This is a genomic window from Flavobacterium undicola (assembly GCF_009909155.2).
In the GTDB taxonomy this organism is placed as follows: Bacteria; Bacteroidota; Bacteroidia; order Flavobacteriales; family Flavobacteriaceae; genus Flavobacterium; species Flavobacterium undicola.
This window is the reverse complement of record NZ_JAAAPM020000002.1, coordinates 34,504-61,125: the sequence shown is the minus strand read 5'-3', so window position 1 is coordinate 61,125 and position 26,622 is coordinate 34,504. Positions and strand designations below refer to the sequence as shown.

At 32.6% G+C, this 26,622-nt stretch carries 24 protein-coding genes and 1 other RNA gene; 7 read left to right on the top strand and 18 right to left on the bottom strand.

All coding sequences use genetic code 11. The annotated features are described in order from the left end of the window. Positions 1 to 44: 44 nt before the first annotated feature. The 3 genes from GTZ96_RS01580 to ffs form a co-directional block, all read right to left on the bottom strand. Positions 45 to 245: a hypothetical protein gene (locus GTZ96_RS01580; RefSeq protein WP_161640836.1), complete on the bottom strand. Its 201-nt coding sequence runs from the start codon at positions 243 to 245 to the stop codon at positions 45 to 47. 2 nt (positions 246 to 247) lie between these two features. Beyond that, positions 248 to 1,051 (bottom strand): SDR family oxidoreductase, encoded by an 804-nt coding sequence (locus GTZ96_RS01575; protein ID WP_161640835.1) that lies wholly within the window; start codon positions 1,049 to 1,051, stop codon positions 248 to 250. Positions 1,052 to 1,241: 190 nt separating this feature from the next. Further along, an RNA gene (gene ffs / locus GTZ96_RS01570) (signal recognition particle sRNA small type) lies at positions 1,242 to 1,339 on the bottom strand. An 88-nt stretch (positions 1,340 to 1,427) separates the two neighbouring features. Between ffs and GTZ96_RS01565 the strand changes: the two genes are divergently transcribed. Further along, complete coding sequence (locus GTZ96_RS01565) at positions 1,428 to 2,477, top strand: glutaminyl-peptide cyclotransferase (RefSeq protein WP_161640834.1); 1,050 nt, start codon at positions 1,428 to 1,430, stop codon at positions 2,475 to 2,477. A 73-nt stretch (positions 2,478 to 2,550) separates the two neighbouring features. Here GTZ96_RS01565 and GTZ96_RS01560 read toward each other — a convergent pair whose 3' ends face one another. Continuing rightward, a complete protein-coding gene (locus tag GTZ96_RS01560; protein WP_161640833.1) occupies positions 2,551 to 3,426 on the bottom strand; it encodes a hypothetical protein in 876 nt (291 codons plus the stop codon). A gap of 107 nt (positions 3,427 to 3,533) precedes the next feature. Between GTZ96_RS01560 and GTZ96_RS01555 the strand changes: the two genes are divergently transcribed. Further along, complete coding sequence (locus GTZ96_RS01555; RefSeq protein ID WP_161640832.1) at positions 3,534 to 4,577, top strand: formimidoylglutamase; 1,044 nt, start codon at positions 3,534 to 3,536, stop codon at positions 4,575 to 4,577. Positions 4,578 to 4,707: 130 nt separating this feature from the next. Continuing rightward, on the top strand, positions 4,708 to 5,958 hold the full coding sequence (locus tag GTZ96_RS01550) for a DEAD/DEAH box helicase (protein ID WP_161640831.1): 1,251 nt from the start codon (positions 4,708 to 4,710) through the stop codon (positions 5,956 to 5,958). 71 nt (positions 5,959 to 6,029) lie between these two features. Here the strand turns inward: GTZ96_RS01550 and GTZ96_RS01545 are convergent, their stop codons facing one another. The 3 genes from GTZ96_RS01545 to aroC form a co-directional block, all read right to left on the bottom strand. Then, the gene (locus GTZ96_RS01545) at positions 6,030 to 8,231 is read right to left on the bottom strand and encodes a response regulator (protein ID WP_161640830.1); all 2,202 of its coding nucleotides are present in this window, start codon (positions 8,229 to 8,231) and stop codon (positions 6,030 to 6,032) included. A 155-nt stretch (positions 8,232 to 8,386) separates the two neighbouring features. After that, positions 8,387 to 9,661, bottom strand: coding sequence for a dicarboxylate/amino acid:cation symporter (locus GTZ96_RS01540; RefSeq protein ID WP_161640829.1), 1,275 nt, complete (start codon positions 9,659 to 9,661; stop codon positions 8,387 to 8,389). A 134-nt stretch (positions 9,662 to 9,795) separates the two neighbouring features. After that, entirely contained in the window at positions 9,796 to 10,854 is a 1,059-nt protein-coding gene (gene aroC / locus GTZ96_RS01535) for a chorismate synthase (protein ID WP_161640828.1), read from the bottom strand. 185 nt (positions 10,855 to 11,039) lie between these two features. Between aroC and GTZ96_RS01530 the strand changes: the two genes are divergently transcribed. Next, positions 11,040 to 11,864 (top strand): UDP-2,3-diacylglucosamine diphosphatase, encoded by an 825-nt coding sequence (locus tag GTZ96_RS01530; RefSeq protein ID WP_161640976.1) that lies wholly within the window; start codon positions 11,040 to 11,042, stop codon positions 11,862 to 11,864. Positions 11,865 to 11,982: 118 nt separating this feature from the next. After that, a complete protein-coding gene (locus GTZ96_RS01525; protein WP_161640827.1) occupies positions 11,983 to 12,477 on the top strand; it encodes a porin family protein in 495 nt (164 codons plus the stop codon). Positions 12,478 to 12,525: 48 nt separating this feature from the next. Here the strand turns inward: GTZ96_RS01525 and GTZ96_RS01520 are convergent, their stop codons facing one another. The 10 genes from GTZ96_RS01520 to GTZ96_RS01475 all read right to left on the bottom strand — a co-directional run bounded on the left by GTZ96_RS01520 (position 12,526) and on the right by GTZ96_RS01475 (position 23,023). Then, positions 12,526 to 12,954, bottom strand: coding sequence for a protease complex subunit PrcB family protein (locus GTZ96_RS01520; protein WP_161640826.1), 429 nt, complete (start codon positions 12,952 to 12,954; stop codon positions 12,526 to 12,528). A gap of 25 nt (positions 12,955 to 12,979) precedes the next feature. Then, entirely contained in the window at positions 12,980 to 14,149 is a 1,170-nt protein-coding gene (bshA, locus tag GTZ96_RS01515; RefSeq protein WP_161640825.1) for an N-acetyl-alpha-D-glucosaminyl L-malate synthase BshA, read from the bottom strand. 73 nt (positions 14,150 to 14,222) lie between these two features. After that, a complete protein-coding gene (locus tag GTZ96_RS01510; RefSeq protein WP_161640824.1) occupies positions 14,223 to 16,193 on the bottom strand; it encodes a serine hydrolase domain-containing protein in 1,971 nt (656 codons plus the stop codon). A 16-nt stretch (positions 16,194 to 16,209) separates the two neighbouring features. Beyond that, the gene (locus tag GTZ96_RS01505; protein WP_161640823.1) at positions 16,210 to 16,692 is read right to left on the bottom strand and encodes an ABC transporter ATPase; all 483 of its coding nucleotides are present in this window, start codon (positions 16,690 to 16,692) and stop codon (positions 16,210 to 16,212) included. Positions 16,693 to 16,718: 26 nt separating this feature from the next. Continuing rightward, positions 16,719 to 17,492, bottom strand: coding sequence for a phosphatase PAP2 family protein (locus GTZ96_RS01500; protein ID WP_235972824.1), 774 nt, complete (start codon positions 17,490 to 17,492; stop codon positions 16,719 to 16,721). Between the two features lie 27 nt (positions 17,493 to 17,519). Continuing rightward, entirely contained in the window at positions 17,520 to 18,311 is a 792-nt protein-coding gene (locus GTZ96_RS01495) for a (Fe-S)-binding protein (RefSeq protein WP_161640822.1), read from the bottom strand. A 78-nt stretch (positions 18,312 to 18,389) separates the two neighbouring features. Continuing rightward, complete coding sequence (locus tag GTZ96_RS01490; protein WP_161640821.1) at positions 18,390 to 19,727, bottom strand: (Fe-S)-binding protein; 1,338 nt, start codon at positions 19,725 to 19,727, stop codon at positions 18,390 to 18,392. A gap of 6 nt (positions 19,728 to 19,733) precedes the next feature. After that, positions 19,734 to 20,696: an MlaD family protein gene (locus tag GTZ96_RS01485; protein WP_161640820.1), complete on the bottom strand. Its 963-nt coding sequence runs from the start codon at positions 20,694 to 20,696 to the stop codon at positions 19,734 to 19,736. Between the two features lie 47 nt (positions 20,697 to 20,743). Beyond that, positions 20,744 to 21,829, bottom strand: coding sequence for an N-acetylmuramoyl-L-alanine amidase family protein (locus tag GTZ96_RS01480; protein ID WP_161640974.1), 1,086 nt, complete (start codon positions 21,827 to 21,829; stop codon positions 20,744 to 20,746). A 111-nt stretch (positions 21,830 to 21,940) separates the two neighbouring features. Continuing rightward, positions 21,941 to 23,023: an N-acetylmuramoyl-L-alanine amidase family protein gene (locus GTZ96_RS01475; protein WP_161640819.1), complete on the bottom strand. Its 1,083-nt coding sequence runs from the start codon at positions 23,021 to 23,023 to the stop codon at positions 21,941 to 21,943. Positions 23,024 to 23,104: 81 nt separating this feature from the next. Between GTZ96_RS01475 and GTZ96_RS01470 the strand changes: the two genes are divergently transcribed. Next, positions 23,105 to 25,837: a putative LPS assembly protein LptD gene (locus tag GTZ96_RS01470; RefSeq protein WP_161640818.1), complete on the top strand. Its 2,733-nt coding sequence runs from the start codon at positions 23,105 to 23,107 to the stop codon at positions 25,835 to 25,837. Positions 25,838 to 25,884: 47 nt separating this feature from the next. Next, positions 25,885 to 26,265 (top strand): RidA family protein, encoded by a 381-nt coding sequence (locus GTZ96_RS01465; RefSeq protein ID WP_161640817.1) that lies wholly within the window; start codon positions 25,885 to 25,887, stop codon positions 26,263 to 26,265. Here the strand turns inward: GTZ96_RS01465 and GTZ96_RS01460 are convergent. Then, a complete protein-coding gene (locus GTZ96_RS01460; protein ID WP_161640816.1) occupies positions 26,246 to 26,620 on the bottom strand; it encodes a methylglyoxal synthase in 375 nt (124 codons plus the stop codon). The genes GTZ96_RS01465 and GTZ96_RS01460 overlap by 20 nt on opposite strands. Positions 26,621 to 26,622 lie beyond the last annotated feature (2 nt).

The following is a 26,622-nucleotide window of genomic DNA, read 5'->3' as shown; positions in this document are numbered from 1 at the left end:
AACACTTAATTTTTATTAAACGTTTGCAAATTTACAATTTATAATTATTTAATAGCGTTCTTTTTATTTAAATCTTTTAATTCATCACGAATTTCTTCCAGAACATTTAATAAATCATCTCTATGAACTTCAGCATTATTAATTTTATCACTTATCGCTTTTAATATTCTGCGGATTATAAACCACAAAACAACCATAAACAATATAGGAATAATAATTTCTTTTAAATCTTCAATATCTTTCATAATTACAATTTATAATGATTCATCAGCATTTTTTCATATACTTTATCTGCTAATATACGTTTTAATACAATAGAGAACTTTTGCATAAACGCACCCACCTTATAATGGATTCTAGGATTCTTTGCCTGAATGATGTTATAAACCGCTACAGCCATTTCATCTGGATTGCTTCCACTATCCACATGTTCATCCATCATTTTTAGAGTCATTCCATAAGGAACTTCATAAGCCGAACCTTTTATTAATGGTGCATGAAAACGTCCCGAAGCTATATTAGTAGCAAAATCACCAGGAGCCACATTAGTAATATTAATTCCAAAAGATTTCACTTCCATGTTCGACGCTTCAGTTATCAACTCTAAAGCTCCTTTAGATGCCGAATAAACACTTCTATACGGCAAACCCATATAGCCGGCAATTGAAGTAACATTGATAATTAATCCTGATTTTTGTTGGCGCATTTGTGGTAACACCGCTTTCATCACTTCGATAGGACCGAAAAAATTAGTCTCGAAATTATTTTTGATTTCCGCAGTTGGAATTTCTTCCAATGGACCTGTAATCCCTACTCCCGCATTGTTAATCACCACATCTATTCTTCCAGTTGTAGCAATTATTTTGGCAACAGCAGCCTGAATACTTTCTACATTTCGAACATCTAAAGAGACCAATGGAAAAACAGAATTCAAAACAGTTTGCGGATTTCTGCTGGTTCCATAAACAATAAAGCCTTTATGATGTAAAAATTCCCCAATAGATTTTCCTATTCCTGAAGAACCTCCAGTAATCAATACTACTTTGCTCATTTTATTTTTTAGTTATAGGTTATGGGGTGTGAGTTATGGGTTATGGGTTATGTGCATACACCTAACTCCTAACTTCCAACTCCTACACTTCCCAAAAGGTCAAAAATAAAAAAATCCTCCCGAAGGAAGACTACTTTTGTTTTAATTCTGAAAAAAGAATCTAATTCGCCTCGCGAACAGATGAAATAAAAAAAGGCAAGCGACCTACATCGCACCGCTCAACCACGTACCCTTGCTATGTTCCCATCCTGGGGGAGTCTGCAGGAGCTGGTCGTGTAGGACTTGCCGGTGCAAATATACAATCTTTTTATATTTTTGCAAGCCCTTTTGTATGCTTAAAATAACATTGTATATTAGGACTTTTAAAATTTACAACATGAAAAAACATAACTTACTATCTTTCATTTTATTAGGAACACTACTTTCTAATTGTGGAGATACAAAAAATAGAGAAAATACTATATTTAATTTTGATTCTTCTAAAATTTCGGCACAATACCAACCTCAAGAGACTCTTGACTTGACTATTTTAAACCCAAAATCGAAACAAGTCGATAGTATTGTGTACTACATTAACGATGCTAAAATTAAAACGGTAAAAGGACTGGAAAAGCTTTCTTTTGATTTAAAAAACCAAAAACTAGGCTACCAAAACATCAAAGCCTTAGTGTATTTTGAAGGTGAAAATGCAGAAACCACAACTAGAATAGAAGTTGTTTCAAATGTGACTCCTAAATTATTAAAATATAAAATAGTAAACACCTTTGCTCACGATACAAACTCTTTTACCGAAGGATTAGAGTTTTACAAAGACACCTTATATGAAAGCACAGGACAAAAAGAAAAATCTTATTTAAGAAAATACGATTATAGAACAGGCAAAGTTTTTAAGCAAATTGATTTGGATGCTAAATACTTTGGCGAAGGCATCACTTTTATCAACGGAAAATTAGTTCAACTAACCTGGCAAGAAAAAACAGGTTTTATCTATAATGCCAATACGTTAAAACTGGAAAAAACTTTTGCTTTTACCAAAGAAATTGAAGGCTGGGGAATGACTAATGATGGAAAATACATTTATCAATCGGATGGGACAGAGAAAATCTGGAAAATGGATCCTGCTACTCAAAAAATGATAGATTATGTGAATGTATATTCAGGAAGTTCTAAAATTAAATCAGTAAACGAATTAGAACTTATTAATGGCAAATTCTACGCTAACATTTGGCAAAAAGACGCTATTGCTGTTGTAAATCCAAGCACTGGAGCAGTTGAAGGAATTATCAACATGTCAGGTTTAAGAAAATTGATTAAAGCAACTCCAGACGATGTATTAAACGGAATTGCTTATAATCCAAAAAACAAAACCATTTTTGTAACAGGAAAAAATTGGGACAAAATGTTTGAAATAACAGTCTCAGAATAAATTCTAATACTCTTAAACACAAAAAAGAGGAGCAAATGCTCCTCTTTTTTTTATATCTAGAAAACTCTAAAAATTATTTTAAAGTAAAACTTGATTTAGAAGCCAATTCTCCTTTATCAAAAACATTTACATAATAAGTCCCTGGTTCAAAATTTTTCCCTGGTAAATTTTCTGAAACCTGAACTGTTTTATTTTCATATTTTACAGTACTAGTAAAGCTATAAGTCAAATCTTTACCATCAAAAGTTTCGTTTTTCTTTTCACCAAGAACATTGTTTTTACTATCAATAACTTGCACATAATAAGTTTTATCTCCTGACTGTGCAATTTCATTACCCGCAATAGTAAAACTAATTTTAAGCATATTAGTTCTTCTGGCCTTTTCAGTTGCAATTTCTTTTCCAGAACTTTTCACTCTATAAGCTGAACTCTGAATATTCAAAACCGTTAGTTTAGAACCTTTTTCAACAACTTTAGCCAATTCGCTATTTTGCCCTACTAAAGCTTCATTATTTTTTTTAGACTCAGTCAAAACTACTACTGTACTATCACGTTGCGATGTTAACTTAGTATTTTGTTTTTTCAAACCATCATTTTCAGCCATCATAGCCTTCATTTTGTTTTGTAAAAAATTAAGCTGATTCTTGAAAGCTGAAACATCTCCTTTAGATTTTTTTACCTCAGTCATCAAACTTACGACTTTGTCTCTTTCCTGAATTAACTCGTCAGACATTGAAGTATTCTCCGCAATCGCTGCATCATAAGTTGTTTTTAATTGCTCCAAGTCTTTCAATACGGATTCCTTTTCCGTTTCGGTTGTTTTTAAAACAGTTTGCACTTTATCTGTATCCGAAGATAATTTGAAAATATAAACTAAACTCCCAATCAATAAAACTGCCAATACAGCAATAACTGCCTTTAGACTTGAACTACTTTGTTTGTTTTCCATTTTTTTAACGTTTTTTCAATTTTAATAATACCAAATTTAACAATATATTTTTAACATATAACGTAACTAAGGAAATTATATTATTTTTGGTGAAAAAATTTTCTTTTATGGAAAAATTTCTCCCGTTCACAATAAACGATCTCGCTAAAGTCACCAACCATAGAAGTGGAGAAATAAAATTTGGAGAAAAGATGCTCACAGTTCCTGTTGGAGCTAATCCTATCTCATATATCAAAAACACTGAGGCTAAATATGTTTTACTAGGAATTCCTGAAGATATTGGAATCAGAGCCAATTTTGGAAGACCGGGTGCTGCTTCTGCCTGGAACGAAGCCATCAAAAGCATTGCCAACATTCAGCACAATCGTTTTTGTAAAGGAAACCAAATTGTCGTTTTAGGACAAATCAATGTCATAGAAGAGATGAAAGAAGTAGAAAATCTAGACTTTCACAATATTGATGACCGGGTTAAGCTAAGCCAATTAGTTCAAAAAATAGACAAAGATGTTTCGCATATTATTTTTAGTATCGTTAAACTGGGTAAAATTCCAATTATCATTGGTGGCGGGCACAACAATGCTTATGGAAATATAAAAGGAACGGCACTTGCCAAAGGAAAACCCATAAACGCCATTAACTTTGATGCGCATTCTGATTTTAGAATTTTAGAAGGACGTCATAGCGGTAATGGTTTTTCGTATGCTTATGAAGAAGGTTTTTTGAAAAAATATTTTGTCTTTGGACTACACGAAAATTACACTTCCAAAAGTGTTTTAGATATTATCAAAAAAACCGAAGACCGAGTTCGTTATAACACCTATGACAGCATCAATATTCGAAAAGAAAAGAACTTCAATCAAGAAATGATTGACGCCTTAGAATTCATCAAAATGGAGTCTTTTGGAATTGAAGTCGATTTAGATGCCATTCCCAATATTGCCAGTAGCGCTATGACACTAAGCGGTTTTTCGGTAGAAGAGTTACGCCAATTTGTTTCCTTTTTTGCTAAAAATAAAAATGCCAGTTATTTACACATTTGCGAAGGAGCACCTGATTTAGACGTAGACAAAAACAACCATCTAATAGGAAAATTGATTGGTTACCTTATTACTGATTTTATAAAATCAAATTCAAATAAAAATAGCATTTAAACCGGATATAATTTTATAAAACATCTTTTATCGACACCCAATACAAGCAATAAATTAGCATCAAGAATAATAATACTATCTTTGCACCACTTATCGCTGTAACTATTACAGGATAATTAATACCAAACTTATGTTATTCGAAGATTTATCACTTTCAAAAAGTATCCAAAAAGCCGTATTTGAAGAAGGCTATACTAACCCTACTCCAATTCAAGAACAAGCCATTCCACTAGTATTAGCAGGAAATGATTTAATAGGCTGCGCACAAACAGGAACCGGAAAAACAGCCGCTTTTGCTATTCCAATAATCCATCAATTGCACCGCATTGTTGGTTCATCAAAAAAACCAAAACAAATTCGTGCCTTAGTAGTTACTCCTACAAGAGAATTAGCAGTACAAATAGGTCAAAGTTTTGAAACTTATGCCAAATATACTAACCTTACACAGTTAACCATTTTTGGTGGTGTTTCACAAAATCCGCAAGTGGACACACTTAAAAAGGGTATCGATATTTTAATTGCTACACCAGGAAGATTATTGGATTTACACAAACAAGGATTCATTGATTTAGACCATTTACATACATTAGTTTTAGACGAAGCGGATCAAATGCTGGATATGGGATTTGTAAACGATGTAAAGAAAATTGTGAAGTTGACTCCTAAAAACAGACAAACTTTATTTTTCTCGGCAACAATGCCAATTGCCATCAGAGAATTAGCCGAAATGTTTTTGACTAATCCTGAAACCGTAACTGTTTCTCCTGTTTCATCAACAGCAGAAAAGGTAGAACAACACGTTTATTTTGTAGAAAAAGGCGAAAAGAGAAACTTACTTTATACTTTACTGCAAAATGAAAATCTTAGTGATGTTTTAGTGTTTTCGAGAACTAAACACGGAGCGGATAATGTGGTGAAAGCATTACGCAAGAAAAACATTGCTGCCGAAGCCATTCACGGAGACAAATCGCAAAATGCCAGACAAAGAGTTCTGGATGCTTTTAAAAACAAAGAAGTAGGCGTTCTTGTTGCGACAGATATTGCTGCCCGTGGTATTGATATTGACCAATTGCCTTATGTTATCAATTTTGATTTACCTAACATCCCAGAAACTTACGTACACCGAATAGGAAGAACAGGACGTGCCGGAAATGGAGGAATTGCGATCTCTTTTTGTAGCAAAGACGAACATGGTTACTGGAAAGATATCCAAAAACTAATCAAGGTCGATGTAAAAACCATTACTGATCATCCTTATCCGTGGCACGCTGGAAGCCCCGATAAAATTGAGGAAAAACCTAAAAATTCAAATAGAAGTGGTGCTGCTCATAAATCGAGAAAATCTGAAGCTTCTAAACAAAATAAAAAACGTTGGTATTAACAACCAACGTTTTTTAAAAATTTTATTTCAATCGTAAACTGGTTCTAAAAACTATTTTACGATTGTTTTTTTTACATCAAAACTGATTCTTTAAGAAGAACAACCTCATTTATAGTCTTGAATAATTGTTTAGAATCAAAAGGCTTACTAATAATATCATCAAAACCTGCTGAGATTGCTTCTTCGGTCACTTCCTCTTTATCAAAAGCTGTTAAAGCTATTATAGCTGTTTTTATTTCTCTTTCACGAATTAATCGCGTGGTTTCAAAACCATTCATACCGGGCATATTAATATCCATTAATACCACATCAAAAGTTTCTGAATCTAACATTTCTAAAGCTTCTTTTCCAGAAGTTGCAGTTGAACATTTATAATTAAATTTTTCAATTGTCTTTCGGGTAATCAAAAGATTAATCGTATTATCATCCACAACTAAAATTTTAAAAAACTGACCCGAAGACATATCGACCTTAATATTATTGATTAATGAATTTGTTTTTACTATATCATTTTCAAAAGCAATAGTAAAATTAAAAGTAGTTCCTTTTCCTAATTCACTTTTTAGATAAATGGCACTATTAAACAATTGCAAAAGCTGTTTTACAATAGACAAACCAAGTCCTGTACCCTGATAATCAATTTCTTTTCGACTAACTTGAACAAATTTTTCGAATATTTTATCTTGATTTTCTTCTGCAATACCAACACCGGTATCCTTTATGCTAAATTCAATAAAATAAAGTTTGTCTTTAACGTCAACCAAATCAGCCTGAATAGTTACTTCTCCATCATGTGTAAACTTCAAGGCATTACTAACCAAATTAATAATAATTTGAGAAAACCGTAATTTATCCCCTATCAAGTATTCCGGAATGTTGGGATCTATTATGACATCAATGGTATTATTGTGTTTTTTAGCCAAAAATGATAATGAATTTTGAATCAGATCAATTTCATCACCAACATTAAAAGTCATTTTTTCAAGAACAATTCTGTTCTCTTCAATTTTATTAATTTGCAAAACATCATTTACTAATGCTAATAAGTATTTTGCAGAAAACTTAAGTGATTTTAAATGCGGACTATCAGTTAATTCTTTATGTTCATCCACTATCATATTAGTAATTCCAATTACTCCATACAATGGTGTTCTCAATTCATGAGTAATGGTAGATACAAACTGGGATTTTAACTTTGAGGCAACTTCTGCTTTTTCTTTTGCAAGTACTAACTCTTGGTTTTTATTTACTAATTCAAAATTTATTGCTTTCTTAAAATTATAATTTCGATAAAGTGAATAAATTAAAAGCAACAATATAATTAAACTAATAATCAACAAAACAGAAATGGTTTTGGTTTTTACTAAAACCTGAGATTGAAAATCATTTTCTGATTCAATTTCATCAATTTTTCTTTTATATTCATCAATTTCTATATTAATCCCAGCAATATTAGCTTTGTTCAACTTTACTGCGTCATCAATCTCGTGTTTGACTTTATGATATAAATTTAAATTAGTATAAGCGTTTTTATAATCGCCCTTTTTAAATAAAAACTGAGAATACTCTTCAATAGCACACGAATAATCCGACTTGTTACTAGCTGATTTCCCTAACGCTAAGGCTTTCAAAAAACAAGATTCCGCTTTCTTAAAATCGGATAAATAATTATAATATATGCCGTTAAGCATATTCAAAATCACTAAATTAGGCTGATTGTCAAACTCTTGATTTTTATTGACAAAATTCAAATAAGTTTTTCCTTTTTGAAATTCGTTATTATCAAAATAAGCCCAGGCCAAATTTAACTTAGTCCTGTAAACCTGCTTTAAATCAGCTTTTTTCTCACTTAATCCTAATGACTTTTGATAATAAAATATCCCTTTATCAAATTCCTTTTTTTCAAAACAATAAACATTTCCTAAGTTGTTGTATAGCCAATATTTTATGGTATCGTTAGCTGTTTTAGTGGCATAAATAAGCCCTTTTTTATAATAAAATATTGCTTTTTTAATTTCGTTAAGTTCCTCGTAATTCTCTGCAATAGTATTATAAGATTTAGCTACTAAAACATAATCATTAATATTAAAAGCATAGTGTAAAACAAGACGAGCCTTGGTTAAGGATGAGTCATATTTATAGTCACGCAAATATTGAGAGGCTTGTTTTGACAACAACAACATCTCTTTCTTTGAAGCCTGATTTTTTTCAATCGTTGGCTGACTCAAAAGAGGTAAGGTTAGTAATAAAAAAACAATACGTATCCAATACATAATCATAATATTCTTACCAAATATAAGAAAAAAAATAATCGATTATCAATCATTTTGTAAGTTAAATTACAAAAAAATCTTTTTACTATTACTCAACTAAAAAAGCAATTAACAATCTCCTGCCTAAAAAGTTAAACTGTTTTTAAATTATTCTGTTATTCCAATATAACTTCTTCATCCTGCTCTTCCCATTTCCCTATTACCGATGCCGCCAAGGCATTCCCTAAAACATTTGTAGCACTGCGAAACATATCACAAAAATGATCAATTGGTAATATCAAAGCAATTCCCTCAATCGGAATATCAAACATTCCGCAGGTTGCAGCCACAACCACCAAGCTCGCTCTTGGCACTCCTGCGATTCCTTTGCTGGTAAGCATCAACACTAAAAGCATCGTCATTTGAGTTCCTAAATCCAAATGAATGCCATAAGCCTGAGCAATAAAAATACTTGCAAAGGTCATATACATCATGCTTCCATCCAGATTAAAAGAATAGCCCAACGGTAACATGAATGAAACAATCCTGTCTTTTACACCAAAACGTTCTAGTTCTTCTGTAAGCTTAGGAAAAACAGCCTCACTACTTGTAGTTCCAAAGGCAATTATCAAAGGTCCAATAATTCTTTTAAGTAAAATTGTCATTCTACTTTTGAGAAAAACATAGCCAACTACTATCAATACAATCCAAATAGAAGAAATACCAATTAAGAAAGAACCAAAAAACTTAAAATAAGTAATTGCTAATTCCTGAAAATCCCTCACAGCAAATACACCTGTAATAGCACCAAAAACACCTATTGGAGCAAACTTCATGACGTAGTTGACCATCTTCAGTACAATATGGGAGGTTTTATCTAATGCACTGACAACCGGTTTTACATAGTCTCCCAAAGATGCCGCAGCTAAACCAAAGAAAATAGAGAAAATAACAATTTGTAAAATTTCATTGGTAGCCATTGCTTCAAAAATACTTTTAGGCACAATATGCTCTATAAAATTTTCGAAAGATATATTTTGTGTTTTTGCGGTTACTTCTGAAACAGAAGCCAAATCAATGTTTGACAAATTAAGTCCTACTCCGGGTTGGAGTACGTTTACAAAAAACATTCCCAATAATAAAGACAGGAATGAGGCCGTAAAAAACCACGCTAACGATTTTACTCCAATTCGCCCAACCGCCTTAACATCACCTAATTTTGCAATTCCAACAACCAAGGTGGTAAAAACCAAAGGAGAAATAATCATTTGAACCAACCGAATAAAAATGGTAGCCAGCATTTTTATTTTGCTGCTGAATGATTGAGCCGCATCTGCCGCAATTGAATTGTGAATAATAACTCCTAAAACGGCACCACAAAGCATTGCAATTAAAATTTGGAAAGTAAGATTTCCTAAAAGTGATGGTTTTGGGGTTCTGTTTTGCGTCATTTTATCTGGCTTTAAAGTTAAAATCTGGACAAAATGTACAAAAAAAAGGTGAGTATAATAAAAATTAATACTTCACCTTTTTATAATTATTATATTGTTAAAAAACAATATGATTATTTCGATAATATCGCTTATTAATATGTTTTATTTATCAAATAAAAATCAGCTAATACAATTGCTGCCATAGCTTCAACAATTGGCACTGCGCGAGGCACCACACAAGGATCATGACGACCTTTACCTGTCATCTCGGTAATATTTCCTTTATTATCTAATGATTCTTGTTTTTGCATGATAGTAGCCACAGGTTTAAAAGCTACACGAAAATAAATATCCATTCCGTTGCTTATTCCTCCTTGGATTCCACCAGAAAGATTAGTTCTTGTAGTACCATCAGCATTGTATAAATCATTATGCTGGCTTCCTTTCATTTTAGAACCCTCAAATCCACTTCCAAATTCAAAACCTTTTACCGCATTGATAGAAAGCATTGCTTTTCCTAATTCGGCATGTAATTTATCAAAAACTGGTTCTCCAAGTCCTACAGGTACATTTTGAATCACACAAGTAACTACACCACCTACAGTATCTCCTTCTTTACGAATTTGTTTAATGTAATCTTCCATTGTCGCTGCCATTTCTTCATCAGGACAACGCACCGGATTACTTTCTATTTTAGAAAAATCCAATTCCTGATAAGGCGTATCCAAAGAAAGAGGACCTACAGCCGAAACATAGGCATTTATCTTGATTTCAGATAGCATTTGTTTTGCAATTGCTCCCGCTACTACTCTACTTGCCGTTTCACGAGCTGAACTTCTTCCACCACCGCGATAATCTCTAAAACCGTATTTTTGATCATACACATAATCAGCATGACTAGGTCTGTAATTATCTTTTATATGCGAATAATCGTCTGACTTTTGATTGGTATTTGGAATGATAAAACCAATAGGAGTTCCTGTAGTTTTTCCTTCAAAAATTCCAGATAAAAACTGTACATCATCTGGTTCTTTTCGTTGGGTAACTATAGCTGATTGTCCCGGTTTTCTTCTTGACATTTCTAGTTGAATGGCATCAAAATCCAATGCAATTCCCGATGGGCAACCATCAATTATTCCTCCTAAAGCTTCACCATGTGATTCTCCAAAAGTAGTTATTCTAAATAGTGTTCCGTAGCTATTTCCCGCCATTATAATTAATTTTGAACAAAAGTACCATTTTAGTTTTAGCTTTAAAAATTAATGATTTAAAGATTTCAATCTTAGCTGAAAAATAGCCACTTTGTTTACAAACAACAACTCATTTGTTAACCTTATCTTTAAGATGAATTCACACTGAAAGACTTAATTTGCAAAACAACAAATTAGTAAATCAATTGAAAAAAAGAAAAGTTGAAGTAGTTGTAATCTCCGATGTTCACCTGGGAACTTATGGAAGTCATGCCAAAGAATTATACAACTATCTATCGTCTATAAAACCTGAAATTTTAGTATTGAATGGCGATATTATTGATATTTGGCAATTTAGAAAATCCTATTTCCCAAAATCTCATTTAAAAGTAATCCAAAAAATAATAAGCTTTGCTTCTAAGGGAACTAAAGTCTATTACATTACCGGAAATCACGATGAGATGCTTCGAAAATTTACCGAAATGAATATGGGGAATTTAGTCTTAGCCAATAAAGTGGTCTTAGAACTGGACGATAAGAAAGCTTGGATTTTCCACGGTGATGTTTTTGATGCATCAGTAAATCATGCCAAATGGATTGCAAAATTAGGTGGTTTAGGTTATGATTATTTAATTCTGATTAACCGTTTCTTTAACTGGTGTCTAAAAAAAATAGGCCGGGAACCTTATTCATTTTCTAAAAAAATAAAAGCCAGCGTTAAAAAAGCGGTGAAGCATATTTCGGATTTTGAAGAAACCGCTACCGAATTAGCCATCGAAAACAAATACGATTATGTATTATGTGGTCATATTCACGAACCAAAAATCATCAAAAAAGAGAATAAAAATGGTTCGACTATCTATTTGAATTCTGGAGATTGGGTAGAAAATTTAACTGCTTTAGAATACAATAGAAAAAAATGGAAATTATTTCGTTATCAAGAATCAAAATACATAGAAACCGAAAATCTTGAAGAGAAAGAAGAACTTACTGGAGAACAACTAATTGCCTCTATCATCCTTTCAAAATAAAGGAGATTAAGTGTCTTACATTTGATAAAATGTGGGAATTATATAAAAATATATAATTATATAGTAAACTTTCCGTTTGATATAAGTTGTAGATTTGTAAAACAACAAAACTTTATTTATGAAAAAAATCATTTTATCAGCTTTTATGCTAATGGGATTAGCATTCAGCACACAAGCACAAGAAATTTCAAAAAATGCTTTAGGTTTGCGTTTAGGAGACAATGACGGTTTTGGGGGTGAGATTTCATACCAAAGAGGATTGTCTGACAACAACCGTTTAGAATTAGATTTAGGATGGAGAAACAACAACAATGTTGATGCTTTCAAATTAACAGGTATTTACCAATGGGTTTGGAACATTGACGGAGGCTTCAACTGGTACGCTGGTGTTGGTGGAGGTTTAGGAAACTGGAACTATAAATACAACAACGTAAGTGATAGCGGAACTTTTGCTTTTGTAGCAGGTGACCTTGGTATCGAATACGGTTTTGACGAAGTTCCTATTTTACTTTCTTTAGACATCAGACCTGAATTGTATTTCAACTCTAATGATAATTTTAGAAATGACAACTTTGGTCCGGATATCGCTTTAGGAATTAGATACCAATTCTAAATTTAAAAAGAGTACATAAAAAAATGCCACTATTTCTAGTGGCATTTTCTATTTTACAATTATTTCTTTTTTCGAATTAATCTTAACTACACTATAAGGATACGTAATACTTTGTGTTAGCATAGCTCCTGCTTCGGGTGTGATTTCTTTTACTTTAATTACAATGTTTTTTTCGGTTTCTACAACACTATCAACCGTTATTCCATAACCTCCTGTGGGTTTTTCGCCCATATTCAATACTATAAAATTAGATTGCTGAACATCATTAGTGCTTATTTTACCTTTTAACTTTTCATCATTAAGCAACATTTTAATTTCTTTAGGTTCTGAAAGAATTTCATAGAAATTAATATTGGCTCCACCATCATTTTGCTGTAATAAAACTTCATACAATGGTTTATTAGTACTTCCTTTCTGTGTTGTACTACAAGAAAAAAGCACTAAAACTATCACTAATGAAAGGATGCTTTTTTTCATTTTTTTACAAATGTCAATTAAGAATTTAATCATTATGAGGTTTATTCAAATGTTTGGCTTTTTTGGTGTATTTCTTAATCGCTTTGTCGTAAATATCGATATACAAAGGCAAAATATGTTTAATATCGAACTTTTTAGCTACTGATAGAGCATTCTCTTTGAATTGAGCCAAAACAGTATCGTCTTTCAGGATTTTCAATGCGTTTTCGGCCATTTCATCAATATTACCTACTGCACTTAAATAACCTGAAACTCCTTCAAAATTTACTTCAGGCAATCCTCCTGAATTACTTGAAATAACCGGAACTCCCCAAGCCATAGCTTCCAGAGCAGCTAATCCAAAACTCTCGGTTTCTGATGGCAATAAAAACAAATCAGAATTACTTAAAATCTTATCAATTTCATTACTGTTTCCAAAGAAAATCACCTTATCTAATATACCTAATTCGTGGCATAACAATTCCGCTTTTTCCTTCTCTGGTCCATCTCCTACCATTAATAATTTGGCTGGGATTTCTTGTTGAATTTTATAAAATATTTTAATAATATCCGGAATTCGTTTTACTTTTCTAAAATTACTAATATGAGTTATGATTCGCTCTTCATTTTTAGCAATAAGCGAACGCTGACAAGGCATATTAAAGTCTTTCACATTTTTATCTAACTCAATAAAGTTCGGGATAACATGAATGTCTCTCTTAATTTTGAATAAATTATAAGTATCGTCTTTTAAACTTTGAGATACTGAAGTCACCACATCTGATTTGTTAATGCTAAAACTAACTGCAGGTTTGTAGTGTGGATGATTTCCTACCAAAGTGATATCCGTACCATGCAGTGTTGTAATCATAGGAATCTCAATTCCTTCATCTTTGAGCATTTGCTTAGCCATGTAACCAGCATAAGCATGAGGAATTGCATAGTGTACGTGCAACAAATCTATTTTATAGAGTTTTACCATATCGACTAGTTTGCTCGACAAGGCTAATTCATAAGGTTGATAATGAAACAATGGATATTCAGGAACATTTACTTCGTGATAATGCACATTAGGATTTAATAATGCCAAACGCACCGGTTGGCTATAAGTGATAAAGTGAACTTCATGTCCTAAACGAGCCAATTCTAAACCTAATTCCGTAGCGACAACACCACTTCCTCCAAAGGTTGGATAACAAACAATTGCTATTTTCATCTGTAATTTTTAATACGACTAAATTAATAAAAATAAGATTGTCTTTTCTTAAAAGAAAACTAAAACTGGCTTCCTATTTACTTGTTGCTGTAGTGTCTTCAATCGCCTCATAAATAACGGATTGAATATCTTCCCGAATATTTTCTTTTGATAATTTATTGGCCGATTCATTCGGAAAGGTTCTATTTGAAAGAAAAACATATACAATTTCCTTGTCCGGATCAGCCCAAGCCATCGTTCCTGTAAACCCCGTATGACCAAAACTAGTCATTGATGCACAGCCGCAAGTAGGACCTGAATCCCCTAATTGTGGTTTATCAAACCCAATGCCTCTCCTATTTCCCTGTGAACAATAATAGCAGTTATTAAAATCGTTAAATGTCTTTTCAGAGAAATATTCTTTCCCGCCATAATTTCCTTTTTGCAAATACAACTGCATCATTTTAGCCACATCCATACTATTCGAAAATAATCCTGCATGTCCACCAATTCCACCTTGCATGGCAGCTCCCAAATCATGCACATAACCTTGAACGATTTGGTGTCTGAAATAAGTATCCACTTCCGTAGGAACAATTTTGTTTTTATCTATTTTCCCTATTGGATTGTACATGGTATTATTTAAAGCCAACGGTTTAAAGAAATTTTCATAGCCCAGAACATCCAGTTTTTTTCCTGTTTCATGCTCTAAATAAGCTTTTAAAATCATGAAAGTAAAATCACTGTACTTATATTCCTTCTTGGGTAACAATTTACTATCAACAATAATTTTTAAAATAGTATCCTGATAATCTGTTCTTAGGTATAAACTATCTGCAATTTTTATAGAGAAATTTTCGCTGCTTACTTTACTATAATATTTATCTAATGGATTTCCGTTTTTATCAATGGTATTTTTATAAAATGGATACCAGGCTTGCAATCGGGCGTAATGCGACAACAGCTCTTTAAAATAAATATCTTTTTTATTCGAATTCTTAAAAACAGGCAACATCGAATCTAAGGTAGTTGCCATATTCAACTTTTTCTCATCATATGCTATCATTACATTCGGTAATGTTCCTATAATTTTAGACAACGAAGCCAAATCATAAATATCTGAATTAGAAACTTTTATTTCTTTGTCATAGGTATGATAACCAAATGATTTTTGATAAATCACCTTTCCTTTTCTAGCTACAAGAATTTGCATTCCGGGAGTCATTCTCCCGTTGATTGCTTTTTGTGCAATAGCATCTATTTTAGATAAAATCGATGGATTCATTCCGACATTTTCTGGTGCAGTAAAACCCAAAACATTTAATTTTTCGGTTGTTAATCCAAAATTTTCTTTATCACCAGAATAAGCAGTTACAGGTAACTTTCCTTTGGCAGCTATAGCTCCAAAAATCAATTCAGCTGAAACGACTTGGGCAACAGCACTATTTTGATAAGAAACAATTAATCCTTTTATAGCACTAAAATCCTTGATAGACAATAAAGAAGAAGGCGATGCAAATACATCTAAAATGACCTGATTGTTTTGAGCTAAAAATGCAATTTTATTTAATTCTTCTTCAGATAACTTTTGTTCAGTCCATAAAGTATTCGAAGAATGATAACCAATAATTACAGTTGAAAATCCTTTTAATTTTGCCTGTAAACTGTTTAATTTTTCATCATTAAATTCGGTTATTTCGGTATATTTTCTAAGTGTTTCTACAAAAGAATCATTAGAAGCATCTCCTAATTTCACATAAGCGATTTTCTGATTTTGAAGATTTTTTAATGGTAAAACCGAATTGGCATTTTTTAAAACCGCAATTGTATTTTCACACCATTCATATTGTAAAGCTTCCGTTTTTGCTGTATTCAAGTTTTCACACAACTGATTTAATTCGTCAACAGACAAATGTGGTACTTGAAATTCATCAGTTACAGCCTTGGTAGTTAGGGAATTTTTAGACACAGTGACTGCCTGCTTATTCTTTTTTGTTGTACTACAGGCAGCTACAAAAAAAAATAAGACATAAAGAAGTAAAATCCTGATGTCTATATTTTTCATAAAGAATATTTTATTTTTAAAAGAAACGACTGTGCCAGCTGTCCATTGCTGGTACTTCCCAAGACTCGTTGTATTCTTGAATATTGTTAATCAAGTTATTAAAAACAATCGTATTTTCAGTAACTGCTTTGTCTTTTACCATTTTTTTGAAATCAATCAATGGTTTATGAGCAATATGTTCTCCTAATTTAAAAGTTACATTCATTTTATCCAATAAATCAACCTGGTACTTTTGTTCTAATTTTTGAATAAAAACTACCGAAGCATCAATAGAACAACCTGTAGCAGCCTGAACTTCTTGATTTACGGCAATAATTATAAAACGATTGTATTTTAATTGACACGAAGCTTCTAAACTGGTACCGTGTGCAGCCCACCCATTAAGAAACGATTCTAAGTCGGCTTCGATTTCAGAAAATTCGGCATCCGAAAATTTTCTATTTGATTGATAAATCCAAATTCTGGATTCTTCCGGTAAATTTTCAAATGGAACGTACATAATATATTATTTTATTTTTATTAAACTTAAAATGAGGAAACCATACCAAATCCTAGTTGTTTTCCATCATAATAAGGAAGAAATACTGATTTTCTATTTTTATGTTTTTTAGATGAGAACAATTCGTTTACGGTAGGATACAACCAATAAGCTGCTTTTGCGCTAAGAATTCCAATACCTGCTCCTGCTACAACATCAGTTAACCAATGGCGATTATTATAGATTCTAAAAGCTCCTGTTCCAGCTGCAACGCCATATCCTGCAATTCCATACCATGGTGAAACATCTTTGTATTCCTGGTACATTAATTCAGCCCCCATAAAGGCTACTGCTGTATGTCCTGAAGGAAAAGAATCAAAACTGGAACCATCAGGTCTTTCTACCTTAGTTGTCTTTTTTAGAGTCCCTACGGTTATCCCCATAATTAAACTGGAAGTGGCAAGAATAATTGTTTTGTCTCTAAGATTATTTTTTCCCTTGATTCCCAAAGCACTTAAACCATATATGGATGCTACAGGTAAATACAGAGTAAAGTCATCTATAGTAAACTTTTTATCAATATTTTCATTAACCTCTTCTCTAATTTCTGAATTGACAGATTTTAAAAAATCACTTCCAAGACCTATTACTCCGTAAGTAATAAATACCGCAGGAATAATTAATTGTTTCTTATTGAATTGTAATTGTTCCTTAGGTTTTATCTCTAAAGTATCTGCTTTTTTTTCATCAGAATTAATTTGAGCTCGCATAACAAAACTCAAAAGTAATAGTAAAAAGAAAACAGATTTTTTTAAAATCATTTTTAGTTCTTTAATTAGAGACCAAATCTACAAATCCTGTGCATTAGCAATCAGTTCAGCGATATCCATCACTTTTACTTCGCCTTCTTTTTCTTTATTCTTAATCCCATCCGTCATCATCGTATTGCAAAACGGACAAGCAGTAGCTATAATTTCCGATTGACTAGCAAGGGCATCTTCGGTTCTTTCGATGTTTATTTCTTTATCTCCTTTTTCAGCATCTTTAAACATCTGAGCTCCTCCTGCTCCACAGCACAAACCATTAGCTTTAGAACGTTTCATTTCGACCAATTCTACATCTAATTTTTCAATTAAATCACGAGGTGCTTCATATACTTTATTGGCTCTTCCTAAATAACAAGGATCATGAAAAGTTATTTTTTTCCCTTTAAACTGACCACCTTCAATACTTAATCTTCCGTCATCCAATAAGGATTTTAAAAACTCTGTATGATGAACCACTTCATATTTGCCGCCTAATTCAGGATATTCGTTTTTTAATGTATTAAAACAATGTGGACAAGCGGTAACAATTTTTTTAGCTTCATAAGCATTAAGCACTTCGATATTCATCATGGCTTGCATTTGAAACAAAAACTCATTTCCAGCTCTTTTTGCGGGATCTCCAGTACAACTTTCTTCGGTACCTAAAACTGCAAACGAAACATTGGCACTATTTAGTATACGTACAAATGCTTTGGTAATTTTTTTGGCTCTATCATCAAAACTTCCTGCACAACCTACCCAAAATAAAACTTCCGGTTGCTTTCCTTGAGCCAGCATTTCTGCCATTGTAGGTACTATCAAATTTTCTGACATTGTTTTATCTTTTTTTCAAAAAGCTAAAAAGCAATTTGTAAGTGTTATTCATTTTATTAAACTAAATCAACAATTAGATTAGTTTTCGTTCTTCCAATTCAATCGATCTTGCTGATTGTATGGCCAAGGTGCTCCATTGTTTTCTACATTAGTCATCATGGAATTCAAAGGCATTGGTGCAGCACTTTGCTCCATTACTAAATAACGACGCATATCCATAATAATAGACAACGGACTAATACTAACCGGACATTCCTCAACACATGCATTACAAGAAGTACATGCCCAAAGTTCTTCGGGAGTAATATAATCATTCAATAATGACTTATTATCCGGTACAAAAACACCTTTATTGGTATCAATATTTTTACCCACTTCCTCCATTCTGTCACGGGTATCCATCATAATTTTTCGAGGTGATAATTTCTTACCCGTTACATTAGCCGGGCAAACAGAGGTACATCTTCCACATTCAGTACAAGTATAAGCATTAAGCAATTGTACCCAATTTAAGTCTTGTATATCACTGGCTCCAAATTTTGCATGAACTTCTCCTTCCGGAGCAGCAGGAGCAGCAAATGGATCTACATTAGGATCCATCATCATTTTAACTTCTTTGGTAACAGAAGCTAAATTATCAAACTCTCCCAGCGGATTTAAATTAGCAAAATAAGTATTTGGGAAAGCTAATAAAATATGAAGGTGCTTTGAGAAGTACAAATAGTTCATGAATACTAAAATCCCAGCAATATGCAACCACCAAAAAATTTCGTAAAACAAGGCTACCAAATTACTGTTTGTTCCATTAAATAAAGGTTCCAGAAACTGGCTTACAGGAAAAGAACCTGCTGTTATAAAATGGGAGTAACCTCCGGGAACATTTTGCAAATGCAAATCGGAAGCATTCATAAACAGAAACAAGAACATTAATGTGGTTTCAAAATACAGGATATAGTTAGCATCCTTTTTAGGAAATCCATTCAAATCAGAATTTATAAAACGCTTTAGTTTTACTATATTCCTTCTAATCCAAAATACGGTTACCGCAACAATAACCAATAAAGCTAATATTTCGAAAGAAGCAATTAATACATTGTAAAAACCACCTAAAAAAGGAGCAAAAATTCGATGTGTACCAAATAATCCATCGATGATGATTTCCAGTAATTCGATATTGATAATTATAAAACCTGCATAAACAATGATGTGAAGCACACCAGCTATAGGTCTTCTAACCATTTTTGATTGCCCCAAAGCAATCATAGCCATATTTTTCCATCTTTGATTTGGATTGTCTTTTCGATTTACATCAATACCTAAATTGATATTTCTGTAGATTTTTTTGATATTGGAAATGAAATATCCAAAACCAATAATTAAAACGATTGCAAATAATATATTATCTAAATAACTCATATCATGTTATTTTTTAACTTTTGAAATGCTGTCATTAGGTGTTTTATAGGGCTTGTTTTTCTTTCCAAAAAGAGAAACATTAACATATCTTGTAGGATACAAACGAACATCTTGAAGCAGTAATTCTAACTCTTTAGAAGTTTTTGATAAATTATTATAAAACACATCGTCTTTTAATAATTTACCCATACTTCCATTTCCTGCTTCTAAACCAGTCATAATTCCGTTTACTTTTGTCAAAGTAGTATTTAAACTTTTAACTGTTTTTCCTAAATCGGCTTTGTTTAAAGAATCTGAGATTTTTGAAAAGTTACTTGATACCTTATTAAAATTAGAAACAGCCCCGTTAATTTGAGCTTTGTTATCTGCCAACATTGAGTTTACCCCAGCAGAAGCCTGATGAAATTGCTCCATTGTTTTGCTCAATTCAGCCAAACTTTTCTTTAAATCTTCCTGAGTTTTTTTATTAAGGACATTATTAATACCACTAATAAGGTTGTCGGCATTAGCTAATACTTTTTCTATTTTATCCTGAAGGGGAACTAATTTTTTACTTAACGATTCGGTCATTCCTAATTGCACATTTGCTTTTAGATGATCTCCTTGTTCTACAATATTCTTGTCTGAAAAATTAGGTAGAATAGCAATTTGTTTTCCACCTATAAATCCCGGTTCGTAGATAGTCGCAACACTTGATTTTGCAATTGGAAAATCGGTATTGATTTGCAATTCAACTAATAAGCTACCCGTATTAGGATTGATGCTGATTTTTTCGATTTTACCAATAACCAAACCGTTTAAAGTTACAGGAGCAGATGGTGCTAAACCTTCTACACTATCATATTCTACATATAATGTGGTATAACTGTTAAAAAGGTCCTTTCCTTTTAAAAAACTATAGCCCCAAATAAATAATAATATCGATGCAATTACTAAAATCGCAGTTTTAATCTCTCTTGTTAATTTCAAAATATAAGTATTTAGTGCAAATTTAGTATAAATATTAGAACTTGGCGTTATTTAATTGCGTCTTGAACATCGATTTTATTACCGTTTTTATAAGCAACTAAAAAAGCAGAATTAAAGCCTTTGGCTTTAGCCTCATCTAAAAGTTTTTTGGAAACCTCATAATCAGTGGTTTCCCCATAAAAATACTTATAATTTCCACCTGCAGGCTCCATAGACACATTTTTTAAACCTTTGAATCTTTTAGAATCCAAGTCTAATTTTTTAGCCGTAACTGCAAGTTGAACCTTAAAAACGACATCTGAATTCGCTTGACTTTTAGGTTCATCAGAATCTAATTTTTCTTTAGCAGCATCTTCTGTTTTTTCAATCATTCTTTGTGAAGGTTTTACATCCACACCTGATTCACCCCCAAAATATTCGTTTTTATAACTAACAATCGCACTGGCAATAGCTCTGGCAATATCATTTTGACCTTCTTCAGAATCTAAAATATTCCCTTCATCATAATTAGATATAAATCCCATTTCTATCAAAACCCTTGGCATATAAGCTTTATGCAATACCATATAAGGTGCTTGCTTTACTCCGCCGCCTCTTATTTTTTTTCCTAAAGTAGCAAATTGATCTTCTACCTTACTAGCCAAAGAAATACTATTATCCAAATACTCTTCTTGCATCAACGTAAAACCAATCATGGTTTCCGGTGAATTGGGATCAAAACCTTCGTATTTTGTTTTATAATCTTTCTCCAAAGTAATTACTGAGTTCTCCTTTTTAGCCGCTTCTAAGTTTGAAGCCACTTTAGTCATCCCCATCACATAAGTCTCGGTTCCGTCTGCAACTGTGTTTCTATTAGCATTACAGTGAATAGAAACAAAAATATTAGCATTAGCTCTATTGGCAATATTGGCTCTTTCGACCAAATCAATAAAAACATCTGTTTTTCGGGTATATATAACCTCTATTTTAGAATTTGCTTCTAAAATTTTCCCCACTTTTAAAACCACAGCCAAGGCAATATTTTTTTCGACATGTCCATTATAATTAGCTCCAAAATCGTGCGCACCATGACCTGCATCAAGAGTTACCTTAAAAACATCCGATTGACTGTAAGCTGAATTACAAACTACCATTACTAAGAATGATAATACTGTAGTTGTTTTTCTAATTTTATCTATTAATTCCAAAATATTTTTATTTTTTACTCATTAAATTCCTAAACAACATCATCGTTATTCCTAAAGCTATTCTTCATTAGTATTAACAATAAATGCTTTTAAATATCCTGCACTCCTGGCTTCTAACTGCTTTTTTTTAGCTTCCTCAAAACTTGAAGTTCCTCCATACATATATCTATAAAGGTTATTTAAAAAAACATAAGATACATTTTCTAAGCCTTTAAAATTACTCGGTTGTAATTTTATTTTTTTCGGACTTGCCAAAAGCTGTACTTTATAGATTAAATCAGCTGAATCAGTTTTTTTTACTGATACTTCATTAGTTTTTTTCTTAGTTGAATCTTTTTTCTCTTTATAATCATATTTTGAATCACTAGTTTCAAAATATTGGCTTTTATAATCTAAAATAGCATCAGCAATTTGTTCTGCCATTTTTGTTTGTCCTTCTTCCGAATCCAAAAAGCTTCCTTCCGATTTATTAGACAAAAACCCCAATTCAATCAAAACACTAGGCATATAAGCTGCATCCAATACCCATAAAGGCTGTTGCTTCACTCCTCTTGATCCTCTTTTTATTTTTTTTGTAAAATTACCTTGAATTCTTGATGCCAAAGCAATACTGTTATTTAGATTTTCTTCCTGAATCATAGTCAATCCTATCAATGTTTCTGGCTTTTTAGGGTCAAAACCCTGATATTTTGTCTTATAATCTTTCTCTAGCAAAATAACCGAATTCTCTTTTTTAGCTACTTCTAAATTCATGTCATGTCTGGACAAACCCATAACAAAAGTTTCTGTACCATTTGGCCCTTCATTTTTAACTGAATTGCAATGTATAGATACAAATAAATCGGCATTGGCTTTATTAGCAACTTTAGGTCTATCCACTAATTCGATAAATACATCTGAAGTTCGGGTGTATATGACTTTTACACCATGTGCTTTTTCTAAAAATTCTCCAACCTTTAAAACTGTTTTAAGCGCGATTTCTTTTTCCACAAAGCCGTGATAAGAATTCCCGGGATCTTTTCCTCCGTGACCTGCATCGAGAATGACTTTAAAAACCTTATTATTCTGGGAAAAAACTGAACTAAATCCAAACAACATTAAAATTGCCATTAAAACAAAGTTCTTATAATTGGATTTCATTTTTAAAAGTTAATTTAATTAAAAACACTATGCTTAGAAATTTTGTATTTGACTATTTTTGACGAAAAATAATCTGTAAGTTTGACACTTCAAAAAACAAGCCATAATTTTACAAAAATAGCATTTATACCTTTGCATACAAACTTATTTCATATCGTTTTATTATCATTTTTCCTAACATTTGGGATGTCTAACATATATTCACAAGATATCTCTAAAAAAACGAAAACTATCTCGGCTAAGCCATCAAAAAAAGAGGCTAAAACTACTGTTACTGATACTCTAAAAAAAGAAAATGACAGTATAAAAACAGATAGCATAAAACCTAAAAAAGCATTTCTGGAAGGAAAAGTTAAATATAAGGCCGATCAATATGCTAAGATTGACCAAAAGAAGAAATTAATCACCTTGTATGACAATGCAGAACTTTATTACCAGGATATCGAATTAAAATCAGGTAAAATTGTATTGGACTACGAAAAAAACGAGGTTTACGCTGGAAGAATTAAAGATTCAACCGGGAAATTCACTCAATATCCGAACTTCAAGCAAGGTACCAATGTTATAGAACCGGACTCGATTCGTTTTAATTTTAAAACAAAAAAAGCGTTGATTTGGAATTCCAGAACCGATCAAGGTGAATTTAATGTAAAAGCAGCTATTACAAAAAAAGAAAACGATTCGGTTTACTTTTTAAAAGGTGCTCGTTTTACAACATCTACCAATAAAGAAAATCCAGAATATTATTTCCAAACGAGTAAAGTGAAATTTATTCCTGGCAAAAAAGTAATCACAGGATTAACACATTTAGTTATTGCTGACGTTCCTACTCCTATTGCACTTCCTTTTGCTTTTTTTCCAATGAGCAAAGAAACAAGTGTATCAGGATTGATTTTACCCAGCTATAATGATTCGAATACCAGAGGTTTTTCGTTGCAAAACGGAGGATATTATTTTGCTTTGAGCGATCATTATGACTTAACGGTATTAGGAGATTATTATACCAATGGTAGTTACGGAATGCGATTTGAATCCGCTTATGCTACTCGCTATAAATTTAGAGGAAATGTAAACTTTCGTTTTGAAAACCTAATCAATAGTGAAAGGGGATATCCTGACTATTCGAGACAAAACATTTACAACATTCAATGGTCGCACTCAAGAGACTCTAAAGCCAATCCTAATTCGAGTTTCTCGGCATCGGTTAACTTAGGGAGTAGTAAGTATTTCAAGCAGTCTATCAACCAATCTAATAATGGTTCAACTCTAAACAACACCCTGAGTTCTTCTGTTTCTTATTCAAAAACATTTAATATCATTCCTCAAGCGCGTTTGTCATTGTCTGCAACTCATTCGCAAAATACACAAACAGAGTCCATCAATATGACCTTGCCTACTTTGCAATTTAGCTTGGACAGAATATATCCATTTGTTGGAAAAGATGGTGTAAAAAAAGGATTCTTTAAAAACATCAATTTACAATACAATCTGAACGGTAGAAATTACATCAACACAACGGATTCTTTATTTTTCAAACCCGGAATGTTTAAAGATGCTCAAGTTGGTTTCCAACATAGTATTCCTTTAAGTACTAACTTTAAATTATTCAAATATTTTAGTGCTTCAACATCGGTAAATTACGAAGAGATTTGGTATTTAAAAACCATCAAAAGAGCTTATGATACTGAAAAAAGTGCTGTAGTGGATCAAACTGTAAACGGATTTGATGCTTTTAGAACTTATAATTTATCTGCCAGTTTAGGAACTACCATTTATGGAACTTTCAATTTTGGTGACGATAAAAAAATACAGGCTATCAGGCACGTCATGAGACCATCGATTTCTTATGGCTATACTCCAAGTTTTGAAAAATATTACGACACCTACTCCTCTGACGCAAGTGGAAGAATGGACAAACAATATACTCGTTTTGAAGGCGGTATGTTTGGTTCACCGGGTTTGAGTAATTCGAACACAATGGGAATCAGCATCAGCAATACCTTTGAAGCCAAAGTAAGAGATGCCGATTCTACAAAAACAGAACCGAAGAAAGTAATGCTGTTAAACAACTTAAATCTATCTACAAGCTACAATCTTGATGCCGATGGAGTTACAGCACTGGCTTGGTCTCCTGTGAGAGTAAGTACCGGAGCGCAATTTTTCGAAAATAAATTGAATGCCAACTTTGCTACTACCTTAGATCCTTATGCCATTGATAATTCAGGGCAAAGAATCAACAAATACAACATTAACAATGGTGGAAGCTTGTTTAGAATGACAAGTGCCAACATTACTTTAAACTACGCGCTGTCCAGCAAAGACAAAGATGACAAGAAGAACAAAACCAAAGACACACAAACCACGAGGAACGGAGGTCGGGAAGATGACCTTTTTGGAACTGGCAGCGATATAAATGACAACAGAAAGAGTCAATTTGATGGTAGCGAAGAAGAAGGCGAAGATACTATTTCTGAGTTTTTCAATTCAAAAATTCCCTGGGACATGACTTTTGCTTATTCTTTTACCTACGGAAATAACAATCGGGAAAAGCAAATTACAGGAAACTCTATAATGATATCGGCTAATACTGATTTGACTCCTAAATGGAAAGTAGGCGTTTCTACAGGATATGATTTTGTACAAAAAGGAGTTACTTACACCCAATTGCGATTTGAACGTGATTTATCAAGTTGGAGAATGTCCTTAAACTGGATGCCTTTCGGTAACAATGCCAACTGGAATTTCTTCATCGGAATTAAATCCGGTATCCTAAGTGATATCAAATGGGAAAAACGTAATTATCCGAATCGTTAATATTTTTATTTACACATTTTTTTGTTTCATCTTAAATTTACAGCAACATGAAGAAAGTAATTTTTACAGAAAAAGCACCAGCTCCTATCGGACCTTATAACCAAGCCATACTTACAGGAAACACCTTATACACTTCAGGACAAATTGCTATCAATCCAGCTGACGGAACTTTAATTACAACTAGTATAGAAGCCGAAACAACGCAGGTTATGGAAAACCTAAAAGCAGTGCTAGAAGCCGCGGGAATGACATTTGAAAACGTTGTAAAATCAACTATTTTCATCATGAACATGAATGATTTTGGAAATATCAATACCATTTACGGATCTTATTTTAACGAAAAAACCGCTCCAGCACGTGAAACGGTTCAAGTGGCATGCTTGCCAAAAAATGTAAATGTTGAGATTTCTATGGTAGCAGTGTTATAGCACTCAATAACAATTGTGCCGAAGCTTCGTTAGTGGCTATTGGCACATTGTGCACATCACATACACGAAGCAACATATTAATATCTACTTCATGTGCATGGCTAGCCAATGGATCTTTAAAGAATAAAACCATTTTGGTTTTTCCTTCTGCTACACGGGCTGCAATTTGCGCATCACCTCCCATAGGACCTGAAAGCATTTTTTTTACTTTAAAACCCGCTTTCTCGGCTTTTCCTCCAGTAGTTCCTGTAGCAATAAGCTTGATTTTTTCTTGTCTCAACAGTTCAATGTTCTTGTTCAAGAATTGAACCATATCTACTTTTTTTCCATCATGGGCAATAATAGCTATTTCCATAA

Coding starts and splice junctions, on each gene's coding strand:
- GTZ96_RS01510 (WP_161640824.1), bottom strand. CDS start 16,193: ATGAAAAATATAGACATCAGGATTTTACTTCTTTATGTCTTATTTTTT.
- GTZ96_RS01475 (WP_161640819.1), bottom strand. CDS start 23,023: ATGAAATCCAATTATAAGAACTTTGTTTTAATGGCAATTTTAATGTTG.
- GTZ96_RS01555 (WP_161640832.1), top strand. CDS start 3,534: ATGGAAAAATTTCTCCCGTTCACAATAAACGATCTCGCTAAAGTCACC.
- GTZ96_RS01505 (WP_161640823.1), bottom strand. CDS start 16,692: ATGTACGTTCCATTTGAAAATTTACCGGAAGAATCCAGAATTTGGATT.
- GTZ96_RS01525 (WP_161640827.1), top strand. CDS start 11,983: ATGAAAAAAATCATTTTATCAGCTTTTATGCTAATGGGATTAGCATTC.
- GTZ96_RS01560 (WP_161640833.1), bottom strand. CDS start 3,426: ATGGAAAACAAACAAAGTAGTTCAAGTCTAAAGGCAGTTATTGCTGTA.
- GTZ96_RS01490 (WP_161640821.1), bottom strand. CDS start 19,727: ATGAGTTATTTAGATAATATATTATTTGCAATCGTTTTAATTATTGGT.
- GTZ96_RS01520 (WP_161640826.1), bottom strand. CDS start 12,954: ATGAAAAAAAGCATCCTTTCATTAGTGATAGTTTTAGTGCTTTTTTCT.
- GTZ96_RS01580 (WP_161640836.1), bottom strand. CDS start 245: ATGAAAGATATTGAAGATTTAAAAGAAATTATTATTCCTATATTGTTT.
- GTZ96_RS01575 (WP_161640835.1), bottom strand. CDS start 1,051: ATGAGCAAAGTAGTATTGATTACTGGAGGTTCTTCAGGAATAGGAAAA.
- GTZ96_RS01540 (WP_161640829.1), bottom strand. CDS start 9,661: ATGACGCAAAACAGAACCCCAAAACCATCACTTTTAGGAAATCTTACT.
- GTZ96_RS01550 (WP_161640831.1), top strand. CDS start 4,708: ATGTTATTCGAAGATTTATCACTTTCAAAAAGTATCCAAAAAGCCGTA.
- bshA (WP_161640825.1), bottom strand. CDS start 14,149: ATGAAAATAGCAATTGTTTGTTATCCAACCTTTGGAGGAAGTGGTGTT.
- GTZ96_RS01480 (WP_161640974.1), bottom strand. CDS start 21,829: ATGGTAGTTTGTAATTCAGCTTACAGTCAATCGGATGTTTTTAAGGTA.
- GTZ96_RS01465 (WP_161640817.1), top strand. CDS start 25,885: ATGAAGAAAGTAATTTTTACAGAAAAAGCACCAGCTCCTATCGGACCT.
- GTZ96_RS01545 (WP_161640830.1), bottom strand. CDS start 8,231: ATGTATTGGATACGTATTGTTTTTTTATTACTAACCTTACCTCTTTTG.
- GTZ96_RS01495 (WP_161640822.1), bottom strand. CDS start 18,311: ATGTCAGAAAATTTGATAGTACCTACAATGGCAGAAATGCTGGCTCAA.
- GTZ96_RS01460 (WP_161640816.1), bottom strand. CDS start 26,620: ATGGAAATAGCTATTATTGCCCATGATGGAAAAAAAGTAGATATGGTT.
- GTZ96_RS01500 (WP_235972824.1), bottom strand. CDS start 17,492: ATGATTTTAAAAAAATCTGTTTTCTTTTTACTATTACTTTTGAGTTTT.
- aroC (WP_161640828.1), bottom strand. CDS start 10,854: ATGGCGGGAAATAGCTACGGAACACTATTTAGAATAACTACTTTTGGA.
- GTZ96_RS01565 (WP_161640834.1), top strand. CDS start 1,428: ATGAAAAAACATAACTTACTATCTTTCATTTTATTAGGAACACTACTT.